This window comes from Blautia sp. AM42-2 (assembly GCF_003480245.1).
In the GTDB taxonomy this organism is placed as follows: Bacteria; Bacillota; Clostridia; order Lachnospirales; family Lachnospiraceae; genus Fusicatenibacter; species Fusicatenibacter saccharivorans.
In genome coordinates this window covers 252,420-264,880 of record NZ_QUIM01000001.1, presented here as the reverse complement: position 1 = coordinate 264,880, position 12,461 = coordinate 252,420, and the positions used below count along the sequence as shown (strand labels likewise).

Below are 12,461 nucleotides of genomic sequence, written 5' to 3'. Positions count from 1 at the left end.
TTACCATAGTCCGGGCGAAAGCGCAAGCATTGTCTGCCCGTTTAATTCTAAATTTTTTCTAAAGCCTGAAACGCAGAAAATTTTCAGAACTTTTCCCGGATCTTTTTTTCTCCAAACGCAAGCCGCTTTTCCAGCTCCTGCCCATTTTCTGCCCCAAGGATTTTTCGCATTACACTCTCTTCTTCCCGGATTCCTTTTCCGTGAAGTACGCCGTATGCGCCGGCATCACTTCCCGCCGCAAGCACAACGTCCTTTTCAAATGCGAGCTGCAGACCTTTTTTCTGCGTCTCAAAAATCCACGCCAGCGTTTCAGCCGGATATCTGCCGTTCTCCAGAAGATTCGAAACCGTCACAATTGTCGGCACCCAGATTGTTGCATGCTCTGCCATACAGCAGATGCTCTCTTCATTCTGAAAGTTCCCGTGTTCAACCGAGTCCACGCCTGCCTCTGCCGCATCCATCACAGCCTGTGCGCCGTTCACATGCGCCATCACAGAAAGCCCCGCATCATGTGCCGCAGCCGTCATTGCAAAAACCTCCTCCCTGGAAAGCGGCTCACTGGTCACATGCCCCTTTGTCGCGAAATCCAGGATTCCCGTCGTCATGATCTTGATAAAATCTCCGCCCGCACGGCGTACTTCACGCACAAGCGCACAATACTCTTTCCAGTCTGAAAATGCGCGTCCGACAATTTTTCCATAACGGCCCGCCCTGTGAATCGCAAAAACCGGTGTGCGGTATGTGATCCCGTACTCCGGCGCAAGGCTCCGTGCAAGAACACCCGCCCCGTACGGATCCCCGCCGTCACGCACATAGGAAATCCCTGCCTTCTGATACGCCGCCAGATGTTCCCGGATCAGATCCTCCCGCGGGCCGTTTTCATGCGCTGCCGCCGCCTTTTTGTAATCCACACCGTCCATAAAAATATGGGCATGGCATTCTGCTGTCACCATTTTTGTTTACCGCCTTATCTCCGATTCCACCACAGCTTCTCTACGGCCCATTTTCCAGTTCTGCTCCGAGAGATACAGATGATATCCACAGCCGTTTTCTACTCGCCAGTCATAGTAACTCTTCTGTGGCACGCCGTACTGCTCAAGGATACTCATGATCGTGCCTCCGTGTACCACCATCGCCACGTTGCGGTAATGGCGGCGGATACACGTATCCACCATCTTGTCAAAGCCGGCGATGCAGCGGTCCTTGAACTGCTGCGGGCTCTCACCGCCCGGAAAGGCAAGCGTCGCCATGGAATCAATCCACTCCTGGTATTTCGGATTATCTTTTAATTCCTGATAATTTTTGTTCTCAAACTCACCAAAATTGCACTCTGCAAATTCCGGGATTTTGACCTGTTTGGCGTACGGATACAGAATGTCTGCCGTTTCCAGACACCGTTTCAGCGGGCTGACGAACAGAAGCTCAACAGTATCCATCGTCCGCTGTTCCAGCTCTTTTTTCCCTTCCTCACACAGTGGTTCATCCGTCACGCCGATATACCGTCCTAATGTATTGCCATAGGTTTTTCCATGGCGGATCATTGCAATTTTAATCATGTTTTTCCTCACCTTTCAGCAGGATTCCGATTCCGCACACCACACGGGTTACCGAATCAGCCTTTGCTGCCAGCTCCGTACAGATGCGCCCCGTCTTTTCCCGCCATTTCCGGTCGAAGGGTTCGATCGGAACCACTCCGTAACCGAGTTCATTCGTAACAATGCAGATTTCCGGATTTTTCTGCAGCAGTTCTTCCAGTTCCGCTTCCGGTGCAGTCCCGGTCTCCTCTTCCAGAAGGAGCCATCTGCGGACCAGTTCCTGAAAATCATATACGCCGGAACATGCCGACAGCTCCTCTTTCGAAACTGCTGCCCCATCGGCCCATCCTGTTTCTTTTCCGGTCATCTTCTTTGCAAAGTTAAGCTTTCCCTGAAAAGCCCCTCCAATTACTAATTTCATTTCCAGTTCTCCATTCCAAGAGAAAGTACCACAAGAGACAGGAGCTGTGCCAGCTCACAGAGCGAAAGGAAATAGCCTGCGAGATCTCCTGTAATTCCTCCAAAATACTTACTGCTTTTCCATTTATAATAACAGAATACCAGTGCCGATACAACCAGTACATCCAGTGCCGCCCAGACGCAGAACGAAGCTGAGAGCGCCGTCACGGCAAAAATCGTCACAACAAGCACCGCCGCCGTTCTTTTTTTCTCTGCGCTCATGCCAAACGCTGCCGCTGTTCCTTTCGGATTGGCATTTGGAAAAAACACGATCGAAAGACCGCTGAACGATCTCGAAACTGCGAAGCCAAATGCATACGCCGGAAAAATCTTCCAGATAAGTTCTCCGGCTGCGCCCGCGTACAGTACAAAATACAGACATCCCATAATAATCGCAAATGCTCCGGCGTGCGGGTCTTTTAAGATTTCCAGTCGGCGCTGTTTTTCTCTCCAGGAACTTAACGCATCCATCGTATCCAGATAGCCGTCGAGGTGAATACCGCCCGTCACCAGAACCGGAACTGCCGTCAGCACTGCAGCCCGCAGCATGCTTCCCGCGCCAATCTGCTTCAGCAGCCAGAAAAGCACCGCCGAAACTGCACCAACAGCCAGTCCGACCCACGGAAAGAAACACAACGCATATTTCATGTTCTCTTTTTCCCAGTCTGCCGGCGGCATCGGGATTTTCGAGTACATGGCAAACGCCACTTTAAAGTTATTCCATATCGTTTTCATCTTATTCTTTTTTTATTCTGACGGGAATCCCATACACAACCTCGGTCACACAGTCCGCCATCTCTGCCAGACGTACATTAATGTTTCCCAGGATCCGCTGGTATTCCATCGTCTCCTCCTCATATCGGTATCCGTCCGAAAAAATTTCATTCGTCACCAGAACCAGATTCCGCGCCTGATGGGCCAGACGGGAAACGCCCGCAAGAATTTCCTCCTCCGCCCGCGCTTTTCCCGCCCCGGATGGATCAAATATCTCATTTGCCGTGAGATTCGACATACATTCGAGCAGCACATCGCTTCCCGGTTCCAGCTCCACTTCTTTTAAATTCGTATAACACTCAATCGTCGAAAACTTCTTTGCCGCGCGCATCTTCCGGTGGCGTGCAATACGCGCCTGCCCTTCCGCACCGAATGGCTGCATCGTTGCGATATAAACCCTCCGTGTTCCGCCAAAATCCAGAATACACTGCTCCGCATACGCCGATTTTCCGCTGCCGCTGCCGCCTGTAACCAGATGTATCATCGTTTCACCTGCCTTTTTTAAGTCAGCGGCACATACGTTTCGATCTGTGCCTCGTCAAATGTCGCCATGCCGCGGTATACGGCATTTGCCTGATCCAGAATCGGGAAAAGCATGATGGCGCCCGTTCCCTCGCCCAGACACATATCGCAGTGCAGGAAGGCTTCTTTTCCAAGCTCTGCAAGCAGCAGATGCGCCGCCGGCTCCTTCGATACGTGCGAAGCGATCATATAGTCCTTTGCAAACGGTGCAATCCGTGCAGCAAGAAGCGCTGCCACACAGGAAATAAAGCCATCCATCACAACCGGAACGCCATGTGCAGCCCCTGCAAGAAAGACACCCGCCATGCCGGCAATGTCAAAACCGCCGACCTTTGCCAGCACATCGATGGGATCGGACGGATCCGGCTGATTGATGGCAATTGCTTTTTCAATCGCTGCAATTTTCCGCGCAAGACCTTCACTCGAAAGCCCGGCGCCCCGTCCCGTCAGTTCCGGAACCGGCTGATTCAGGAAAACGGCTGCCATTGCACTGCTCGTCGTCGTATTTCCAATGCCCATCTCACCGGTTGCCATCAGCTGATAGTCCGCCGCAATTTTTTCTTCCGCCACGGCGATTCCTGTTTCAAGCGCACGAACGGCCTCTTCCCTTGTCATCGCCGGACCTTTTGCCATATTTTTTGTTCCATACGCAACTTTATACCGCGGAACCTTCGTATCGCGCGCCATTCCGATATCAATCGGAAACAGATCCGCATGCGCGCCGCGGCAGAGAATGGCTGCTGTCGCCTTCTCCTGCAGAAAATTTTCCGCAACTGTCGCTGTCACTTCCTGACCGCTCTGCGTCACGTTTTCTTCCACAACGCCATTGTCCGCACAGAACGTCAGAAGTGCTCTTTTTTCAATCGAAATCTCCTCTTTTCCGGTGATTCCGGCAATCTGGATGAGCACGTCCTCCAGCTTTCCGAGGCTGTGGAGCGGTTTTGCAATGCCGTCCCAGTGAGCCTTGGCACGATCCATCGCCTCTTTCGAAAGCGGATGGATCTGTTCGATTGTTTCCTGTAATGTCATCTTTTGTTCGCCCCTTCTTTCGATATGACGTCCGATCAGCTCTGTTTTTTCACCCAGTTCACAAAGAAAATATGGGAATCTTCCCGCGCTGTTCCGCTGGAAGTTGTCCATTTATAGGTGTATGTATATGTCACACATTTTTCTTTATCCATATTCAGATTTTTAAATGCTTTCGGAGTCATGAAATATAGATAATCAAAATCATCTCTCGTATCGCCAAAGCCCGGGATCACACGCTTTGTGCCGTTCTTCAGATATGCATCCATGATCGACTGGGATTCATCCACTGCACCGTAGGCTCCATTATTTTTCAGCTGATTGATAATCGAACTGCTCTGCTCCGCAATTCCCGTCAGATAGTTTGTCAGACTTCCGTTCCGCGCCGGTTCAAACTGCTGCTGTTTATAAATCGCGGTGCGGAGCGAAATATTCTGTGCCGCCATCCGGTTCCGGATGACCATCGCAACTGCCGTCATACCTGTTTTTCTCTGGACACCCGCCTCCGCACTGCAGATAGCCGCAAAGAAATCACGGTCACTCACAGACGGATCCGTGTAATACTGATGCTCCATCGTATAATATTTTCCGCTTACGCTGTCCTTTGCACGCACATACTGGCTTGAGCCGAGAATGCACACTCCGTTTTCGTCAAAGCTGTAGTACCAGTTGCTGCTGTTCTTTTTCAGCAGAGCGTAATACGATTTTACCATCTTTCCGTCGCTTCCAAAGTAATACCAGCCCGTCTGCGGATCACCGCTTACCATCCGTTTCTGTGCATTGAGCCACTGGTTCTTTGCCATGCCTCCCCAGTCTTTAAAGTAATAGGAAGCGCCGTTGATAGTCCGCTCTCCCGTCACCATCACGCCGTTGGCATCGGCATAGTAACTGTTGTTTAAATGCGTAAAGAAGGTATTGCGGTACATCGCACCATTTTCCCGGAAGTAATACCACTGGTTCTCTTTCGAAAGCCAGCCCGTCACCATCTTTCCATCCGCATCGGCATAATACATTTCACCGCCAAGCTGGAAAAAGGTACCACGGTACATGCCGCCCCAGCCCCGGAAATAATAATACGTACCATTGATTTTCTGCCAGCCGGTTACCATCTTTCCATCTGCATTCACACGATATGTATTGTTGTCATATTCAAAAAAGCGGTCAAAATACTGCTCTCCGTTTTCATCAAAATAGTAATATGTACTGCCCTGCTGCAGCCAGCCGACGGTCAGTTTTCCATCTGCAGCCGCATGGCATACACTCGTTCCGTTTTTGATGAATGCATTCTGATACATGCCGCCCCAGTCCTTGAAATAGTACCAGTCACCGTCGATCTGTTTTTTTCCGACAGCCATCTTTCCGTTCTCATCGGCATAGTAAAGTGCACTTCCTGTCGGTGCTTTGAAAAAGGTGCTGCGGTACATGCCGCCCCAGCTTCGGAAATAATACCAGGTTCCATCCTGCAGCAGCCAGCCGGTCGTCATCTTTCCATCCGTATCAACATGATAAATATTATTTTTATGCGTCAGAAAGGTGTTTTGTGCCATGCCGCCCCAGCTTCGGAAGTAATACCAGATCCCGTCAATCTGTTCGAACCCGGATGCCATTTTTCCATCCGCATCAACATAATACGTATTCTTGTCATACTCAAAAAAACGATTCCGGTACATCGCGCCCTGATCATCAAAATAATAATACACATCATCGATCAGTTTCCAGCCGGTCGCCATTTTTCCGTCCGCATCAGAATAATACGGTACATTTTTCACGGTGTAAAAGGCATCCCGGTAAACACCGCCCCAGCTTTGGAAATAATACCAGGCTCCATCAAGTTTTTTCCAGCCGACCGCCATTTTTCCGTCATTATTCAGGTAGTAACGGTTCTTGTCGTACTCTCTCCAGGCTCCTTTGACAATGGTACCATCCGGATCCTTAAAATACCAGATCCCGTTCTCATTCACCCATGGGTAATAGCTTCCAGCCTGCACGGATACCGCCGTCTCTTCGGGCTTTCCGCTCTGTACTTCTGCCGCCGGAAGATCCGAGGCGGCATTTTCCGCTGTCGAATCCGGCGTCTCCGTTTCTGTCATCTCCGGCGTATTTTCGTCTGTGGTTTCCGCCTCCGATGTTTCTTCTGTTTCTTCCTGTGTAACAGCAGAAGCCTCATTTACCAGACTCTGCTCTGTGCCTGCTCCAAATACGTTCGCAGCACTGACAGCGGTTGTCACGCAGGCTGCCGCCAGTACTCCCCTGATTACTTTATTTTTCATTATTTATTCTTCTCTCCCTGCAAAAACAGGCAAAGCCTGCTGTGTGCTCTGCCTGTTTTAAAATTCTGCTCCTGCTTTATCTTATTTCAAAAACGCCCGAACAGTCTCCGGCATCTGATCTACATCACACTCTGTCGTATGAAGCACCGGTGCAGTACGGATTTCTTCGATCGCACGCGGAATCTCGGTATTGGCAAGTGCAGACAGCTTGTCTACCTGCTCCAGTACTGGAAGGGTGTCATACTCCGGTGCAATCGCTGCAAGAACGCTGCTTGTAAATTTATACGGGCTTGCGGTAGATGCGATGACGGTCTTAGTTTCGTCATAGGTTTCCTCGCGGTATTTTCCGTATACAGCCGCTGCAACCGCGGTATGGGTATCAATCACATATCCGGTATCGCTGTACAGTTTTGCAATCGCGTCTGCTGTCTCCTGTTCGGATGCATAATTGCCGTAGAAGTCTGCCAGCTCTTTTTTCATCGCATCGGTGATCTCATATTTTCCGTCCTTTGCAAGATCCTGCATCAGCTCGCGGTCTGCTGCTTCGCTGTTTCCGGCGATGCGGTAGATCAGACGCTCCAGATTGCTCGAGATCAGGATATCCATGGACGGTGATGTTGTCAGAATAAAGTCTCTGTTTCTGTCGTAAACGCCGGTGCGGAAGAAGTCAAACAGAACTTTGTTCTCATTGGAAGCGCAGATCAGTTTTGCGATCGGCAGTCCCATCTGTTTTGCATAGAATGCAGCGAGAATATTTCCGAAGTTTCCGGTCGGAACGGTTACATTGATCTTTTCTCCGTCTGCAATCTCTCCGTTTTTCACCAGGTTTGCGTAAGCATATACGTAGTAGACGACCTGCGGAACGAGTCTTCCGATGTTGATCGAGTTTGCAGAGCTGAACTGGAAACCTTTATCTGCCAGCTCTTTTCCAAGCTCTTTGTCGTTAAACATTTTCTTCACGCCGGTCTGTGCGTCGTCGAAGTTTCCGTGGATGGCTACAACGTGGGTGTTCTTGCCCTTCTGTGTTACCATCTGTTTTTCCTGAATCGGGCTTACGCCGTTCTTCGGGTAAAATACAATAATTCTGGTACCCGGCACATCTGCAAAGCCTGCCATTGCTGCTTTTCCGGTATCTCCCGATGTAGCAGTTAAGATGACGATCTCATTTTTCACGCCGTTTTTCTTTGCGGCGGTCGTCATCAGATGCGGCAGAATGGAAAGTGCCATGTCCTTGAACGCGATCGTTGCGCCGTGGAACAGCTCCAGATAGTAAACACCGTCTGCTTTTGTCAGCGGTGCAATTTCCTCTGTGTCAAATTTCGCATCGTATGCGTTTGCAATACAGTTTTTCAGTTCATCTTCTGTAAAGTCGGTAAGAAAACGGCTCATTACCTCGTATGCTACTTCCTGATAGCTCATAGCCGCAAGTTTTTCCATGGGAACATCCAGTGCTGGAATGGAGGTCGGTACAAATAATCCGCCGTCGTCGGACAGACCCTTTAAGATTGCCCGGGATGCAGTTACGGTTTCTCCATTGCCTCTGGTACTTTTGTATAATACTTCCATGCTCTTTCTCTCCTTCACTTTGACTCCCGGCAGAGCCTCTCTGACTCCTGGCCGGATACGTTTCAGATTAGTTTTACCTGTACGCTTCCTTTTATTATAATGGATGAAGTATGAAAAAACAACAAAAATATACAAAAAATGACTGTGCACAAAAATGCACAGCCATTTTCCACCATTCTGCCAAAATATTTTTTGTCAGAATGTATGATTTAATTTTCGTCGGACTCCTCCGTTTTTGCTTCGCCGTCTTCTAAAGCCGGAGCTTCCCTTTCTGTCTCCTCGAGTGCGAGTGCCTCTTCCTCTTTTTCCGCATTCTCTGCGATTCTATCTTCCGCCCAGGTCACAAACGCTGCCGCGTCTCCGATTTCAAAGCGTTTCTTATCGAGAAAGGTGCTTCTGCCTCCGATGGTGATGCGGATAAAGTTGTCAAACTCCGTCACCTTTGTCAGCTCTTCGAGCGGAATATCAGTGCTTCTGCCCTCTTTTTCGTATGTCATTGTGAGCACCTGCTCAGTAAAACGAAGGGTACGTTCTCCAAGGAGTCCTCTCTTTTTGCATTTTTTCATCTGTGAACGTGCCATCAGATTCGGCAGAAACGTACACAGAAGTGCCATCAGAATGGAGATTCCAAGATTGAAGAAGTCTCCCGGCATGATAAATCCCCGCGCTGCTGCACCGTAGATCATAAAAGCGATCGCAGCCACAACAGCAATCCCTGTAATGATCCGCAGTACCAGACGTACTTTTTTTATCTCGGTGCCGTAAATCTCCACAAACATTCCTTTGGTGTATTCAATTTTGTTTTTAAACAGCATATGCTCTCTCTTTTCTTATCGGTTGTTGATTGCAGTTACCAGCGCGTCGATGGAAGCGCGGATGATATCCGGATCTACGCCTGCGCCCCAGGAAAGGATTCCGTCCGGCTTTTTGATGCCGACGTAGGCAATTGCCTGTGCACTTGAGCTCTGCTCCAGCGCGTGCTCCGTATAGCTGACCAGATCATACTGCAGATTGTACTGCTGTTTCAGCGCGTTGCTGACAGCATTCAGACGGCCGTTTCCTTCTGCATATACAGTTGCATACTCACCGCCCTCGTAATTGGAGGTAACCTGTGCTTCAATTCTGCCCTCATCGAGCTGTTTAAAGTGAACGCCGTTGATGTTGTACGGTGTCGTTACGTTCTCGAAGGTATCTTTAAAGAGTTCAAAGATCTCATCCGGACGCAGCTCTTTATGCAGATGATCGGAAACGGATTTTGCGGTATAGCTCATAGCCTCGCGCATCTTCGCCGGCAGATTCAGGCCGTATTTCGTCTCCAGAATATAGCCGACACCGCCCTTTCCAGACTGGCTGTTGATGCGGATGACGTCTGCATCGTAGTTTCTTCCGATATCGGTCGGATCGATCGGCAGATACGGAACGGTCCAGGTATCCGGTGCTTTCTCCTCGATCCAGTGCATGCCTTTTGCGATCGCATCCTGATGGGAACCGGAGAAGGCTGCAAATACGAGAGATCCGCAGTACGGGCTTCTCGGGTTGATGCTCATACCGGTGAAGGATTCAAATGCATGGCAGAGTTTCGGCATATCGGAGAAGTCAAGCTCCGGATCGACGCCCTGCATGTACATGTTCATGCCGACCGTGATAATATCCACGTTTCCGGTTCTCTCGCCGTTTCCGAACAGCGTTCCCTCGATACGGTCTGCTCCGGCAAGGATACCCATCTCTGCATCGGAAACGCCGCAGCCGCGGTCATTGTGCGGATGAAGGGAAAGAACGACATTATCGCGGTATTTCAGGTTTTTGCTCATGTATTCCACCTGGCTTGCATAAACGTGCGGCATGGAAAGCTCCACGGTGCTCGGCAGGTTGATGATGGCTTTGCGGTCTGCAGTCGGCTGCCATACGTCGAGAACGGCGTTGCACACCTCAAGCGCATATTCCGGCTCGGTTCCGGTAAAGCTCTCCGGGCTGTACTCGAAGCGGTATTTCTCGCCGGCCTCTTCTGTCAGCTCTTTTAAGAGCTTTGCTCCCTCAACGGCGATTTTCAGGATGTCTTCTTTCGATTTTTTGAAGACCTGCTGACGCTGTGCATAGGAAGTGGAATTGTAAACGTGAACGATGGCATTCTTGCAGCCCTTTAATGCCTCGAAGGTCTTGCGGATGATATGCTCTCTCGCCTGGGTCAGAACCTGAACGGTTACGTCATCCGGGATCAGATCCTGCTCGATCAGGGTGCGAAGGAATTCGTACTCGGTCTCAGATGCTGCCGGGAAGCCGACCTCGATCTCTTTGAAACCAACCTCGACGAGGAGTTTGAAGAATTCTACCTTCTGCTCCAGGCTCATCGGAATTACAAGTGCCTGGTTTCCGTCACGAAGGTCAACGCTGCACCATACCGGTGCTTTGTCAATGCTGTCTTTTTCTGCCCAGTCCATGCACGGAACCGGCGGCATATAATACTGTTTCTGATACTTCTTTACATTCATCATGATTTTTTCCTCCCAGAAAGTGAAATACAATTTATTCTGCCGACATAAATTCGGGATGAAAGCATAAAAAAATCTCTCATCTTCTGTGTCGGCTTCTGACACAAGAGACGAAAGACTTGCTATCTTACGCGGTACCACTCCTGTTTTACAGAGATTTTCTCTGTACACTCTGCGGATACGGATGAAACATCTGCATATCCTGCCCTTCTAACGGTGGGTTTCCGTCTGCACCTACTCTTTTTATTCTAAATTTGGGAGCAGCGGCTCTGAGGTCAGTTCCACGGAATTCGTCTGCTGTTTCGCATCACCCAACAGCTTTCTGGATTCGGAAGCTCCATGTAGTATTCCTCTTCTTTGCCTTTTTCCTAACTTGGCTCTTATGTTACCATTTTTCTCCATCTCTGTCAAGCGCAAAACGCAGGATTCCGTAAAAATACACCCGCCGGAAAGGAGGCTCCGGCGGGTGCTCTAACACATGATTTCGTTGTTTTATTTGTTGTACTCTTCTAGGTATTTCTGGTAATCCTCTACCTGTTTTCCGTGGTAGTGTTTTTCTACATGGCATTTATGCACGAATTTGAATCATCGCAAAAAGGGAGCCGGAAACGCCCCGGCAGACGGTTTTTCTTCTCGTCCGCCGGGGCGTCCCTGGCTTTCTTTCTTTGTTCACTTTTTCCTGTTTTTTCTATTTCTTTCTATCCCTGGCGCTTGCACGAGGAACGGCGCACCACAACCTCCCCCGAAACGAGAATCCGTTCTTTCGGCGCTTCCGGGTGCTCCTCCCGCCATAAAAATTCATGCACCATACGGCGGCCAAGCCACTTCGTATCGACATGAACGGTTGAGAAGAACGGATACAGCATCCGGTCCTCATCATCATCAAATCCGGTCAGTGCCACATCCTCCGGCACGCGCACGCCGATTTTCCGGAAGGATTCTGTCAATCTTTTGGCGATCATATCGTTGCCGCAGACAATCGCTTCCGGCAGTGTATCGTAGCTCGCCACAATCTTGTCAAAATTTTCCGGGTAATAAAAATGATCGCTCTCCATATTGGGGCGCACAAGCTCCTCCTCGAGCGGAATGCCCGCCTGTTCCATCGCTGCAAGGAAACCGACATACCGGTCATGCATCGACTCATACGTGCTGCTGTGCTCACTTAGGAAACCGATCCGCGTCATGCCCTGCCCGATCAGATGGGACGTCAGAAGACTCACCGGTTGCACACCGTCCACACGCACGATATCGCCCATCGGCCGCTGTTCGATACCGCAGTAATGGTCGAGCTGAAAAATGCGGTATCCCAGATTTACCAGTTTCTGCATATATTCCAGCGGCAGCATTTTAATGCAGAAGATCGCATCGATATTTTCATTCAGGCCGAGCGGCAGAATGCCGTTCTCCTCCTCCCGCTCCGTCACGACCGCAACGCGCGTCTGACAGTTATTGAGGCTCGCCTCCTCGGAGATGCCGCTCACGACACGGTCCCAATAAACAGCGGCATCCCGCGTACGCAGAACCATAATATTGTAATGCTTCTCCTGCGGTGCCCGAACTTCTTCCACATATACATTTTCGCCCAGATAGCCATTTCTTTTCGCCATCCGAAGAACTCTCTCCCGCGTCACCGGAGCTACCTTCGGATCATCCTTTAATGCCATGGCAACCGTATTCCGGGACAATCCCAGCTCCTTTGCCATACTCTGTATCGTTACTTTCCCCATAACTTCCTCCCTGTTTTTTCTGCGCAATTCATTTTTCTTCCGCACACGTCTTTGTCTGTAAGAAAAAAAGTGCCGTAAAACGACACTCTTACC

At 49.9% G+C, this 12,461-nt stretch carries 11 protein-coding genes and 1 other annotated feature; all 11 genes read right to left on the bottom strand.

The genetic code is table 11. The features are described from left to right. Window positions 1-83: 83 nt before the first annotated feature. Window positions 84-953 (bottom strand): amidohydrolase family protein, encoded by an 870-nt coding sequence (locus tag DW915_RS01295; protein ID WP_022462295.1) that lies wholly within the window; start codon window positions 951-953, stop codon window positions 84-86. A gap of 6 nt (window positions 954-959) precedes the next feature. Next, window positions 960-1,556, bottom strand: coding sequence for a histidine phosphatase family protein (locus tag DW915_RS01290; RefSeq protein WP_022462294.1), 597 nt, complete (start codon window positions 1,554-1,556; stop codon window positions 960-962). Then, window positions 1,549-1,956 carry a bifunctional adenosylcobinamide kinase/adenosylcobinamide-phosphate guanylyltransferase gene (locus DW915_RS01285; protein ID WP_118600614.1) on the bottom strand — a complete coding sequence of 136 codons (408 nt, stop codon included), beginning with the start codon at window positions 1,954-1,956 and terminating at the stop codon, window positions 1,549-1,551. Before DW915_RS01285 ends, DW915_RS01290 begins: the two co-directional genes overlap by 8 nt. Further along, entirely contained in the window at window positions 1,953-2,729 is a 777-nt protein-coding gene (locus DW915_RS01280) for an adenosylcobinamide-GDP ribazoletransferase (protein WP_118719006.1), read from the bottom strand. The genes DW915_RS01285 and DW915_RS01280 overlap by 4 nt, the downstream gene beginning before the upstream one ends. A 1-nt stretch (window position 2,730) precedes the next feature. Beyond that, complete coding sequence (locus DW915_RS01275; RefSeq protein ID WP_022462291.1) at window positions 2,731-3,252, bottom strand: bifunctional adenosylcobinamide kinase/adenosylcobinamide-phosphate guanylyltransferase; 522 nt, start codon at window positions 3,250-3,252, stop codon at window positions 2,731-2,733. Window positions 3,253-3,269: 17 nt separating this feature from the next. After that, the gene (cobT, locus tag DW915_RS01270) at window positions 3,270-4,319 is read right to left on the bottom strand and encodes a nicotinate-nucleotide--dimethylbenzimidazole phosphoribosyltransferase (protein WP_118741418.1); all 1,050 of its coding nucleotides are present in this window, start codon (window positions 4,317-4,319) and stop codon (window positions 3,270-3,272) included. 35 nt (window positions 4,320-4,354) lie between these two features. Further along, complete coding sequence (locus DW915_RS01265; protein WP_118719004.1) at window positions 4,355-6,586, bottom strand: cell wall hydrolase; 2,232 nt, start codon at window positions 6,584-6,586, stop codon at window positions 4,355-4,357. Between the two features lie 81 nt (window positions 6,587-6,667). Next, window positions 6,668-8,152, bottom strand: coding sequence for a threonine synthase (gene thrC, locus DW915_RS01260; RefSeq protein ID WP_055266623.1), 1,485 nt, complete (start codon window positions 8,150-8,152; stop codon window positions 6,668-6,670). A gap of 209 nt (window positions 8,153-8,361) precedes the next feature. Next, a complete protein-coding gene (locus DW915_RS01255; protein ID WP_117804054.1) occupies window positions 8,362-8,967 on the bottom strand; it encodes a hypothetical protein in 606 nt (201 codons plus the stop codon). A gap of 15 nt (window positions 8,968-8,982) precedes the next feature. Continuing rightward, window positions 8,983-10,644 carry a 2-isopropylmalate synthase gene (locus DW915_RS01250; protein WP_022462286.1) on the bottom strand — a complete coding sequence of 554 codons (1,662 nt, stop codon included), beginning with the start codon at window positions 10,642-10,644 and terminating at the stop codon, window positions 8,983-8,985. A gap of 100 nt (window positions 10,645-10,744) precedes the next feature. Then, window positions 10,745-11,008: a binding site (T-box leader), on the bottom strand. 331 nt (window positions 11,009-11,339) lie between these two features. Further along, on the bottom strand, window positions 11,340-12,368 hold the full coding sequence (locus DW915_RS01245; protein ID WP_118600608.1) for a LacI family DNA-binding transcriptional regulator: 1,029 nt from the start codon (window positions 12,366-12,368) through the stop codon (window positions 11,340-11,342). Window positions 12,369-12,461 lie beyond the last annotated feature (93 nt).

What these genes read in the sequence shown, in the direction of transcription:
- DW915_RS01295 (WP_022462295.1), bottom strand. Translation starts at nt 953, where the DNA reads ATGGTGACAGCAGAATGCCATGCCCATATTTTTATGGACGGTGTGGAT.
- DW915_RS01290 (WP_022462294.1), bottom strand. Translation starts at nt 1,556, where the DNA reads ATGATTAAAATTGCAATGATCCGCCATGGAAAAACCTATGGCAATACA.
- DW915_RS01285 (WP_118600614.1), bottom strand. Translation starts at nt 1,956, where the DNA reads ATGAAATTAGTAATTGGAGGGGCTTTTCAGGGAAAGCTTAACTTTGCA.
- DW915_RS01280 (WP_118719006.1), bottom strand. Translation starts at nt 2,729, where the DNA reads ATGAAAACGATATGGAATAACTTTAAAGTGGCGTTTGCCATGTACTCG.
- DW915_RS01275 (WP_022462291.1), bottom strand. Translation starts at nt 3,252, where the DNA reads ATGATACATCTGGTTACAGGCGGCAGCGGCAGCGGAAAATCGGCGTAT.
- cobT (WP_118741418.1), bottom strand. Translation starts at nt 4,319, where the DNA reads ATGACATTACAGGAAACAATCGAACAGATCCATCCGCTTTCGAAAGAG.
- DW915_RS01265 (WP_118719004.1), bottom strand. Translation starts at nt 6,586, where the DNA reads ATGAAAAATAAAGTAATCAGGGGAGTACTGGCGGCAGCCTGCGTGACA.
- thrC (WP_055266623.1), bottom strand. Translation starts at nt 8,152, where the DNA reads ATGGAAGTATTATACAAAAGTACCAGAGGCAATGGAGAAACCGTAACT.
- DW915_RS01255 (WP_117804054.1), bottom strand. Translation starts at nt 8,967, where the DNA reads ATGCTGTTTAAAAACAAAATTGAATACACCAAAGGAATGTTTGTGGAG.
- DW915_RS01250 (WP_022462286.1), bottom strand. Translation starts at nt 10,644, where the DNA reads ATGATGAATGTAAAGAAGTATCAGAAACAGTATTATATGCCGCCGGTT.
- DW915_RS01245 (WP_118600608.1), bottom strand. Translation starts at nt 12,368, where the DNA reads ATGGGGAAAGTAACGATACAGAGTATGGCAAAGGAGCTGGGATTGTCC.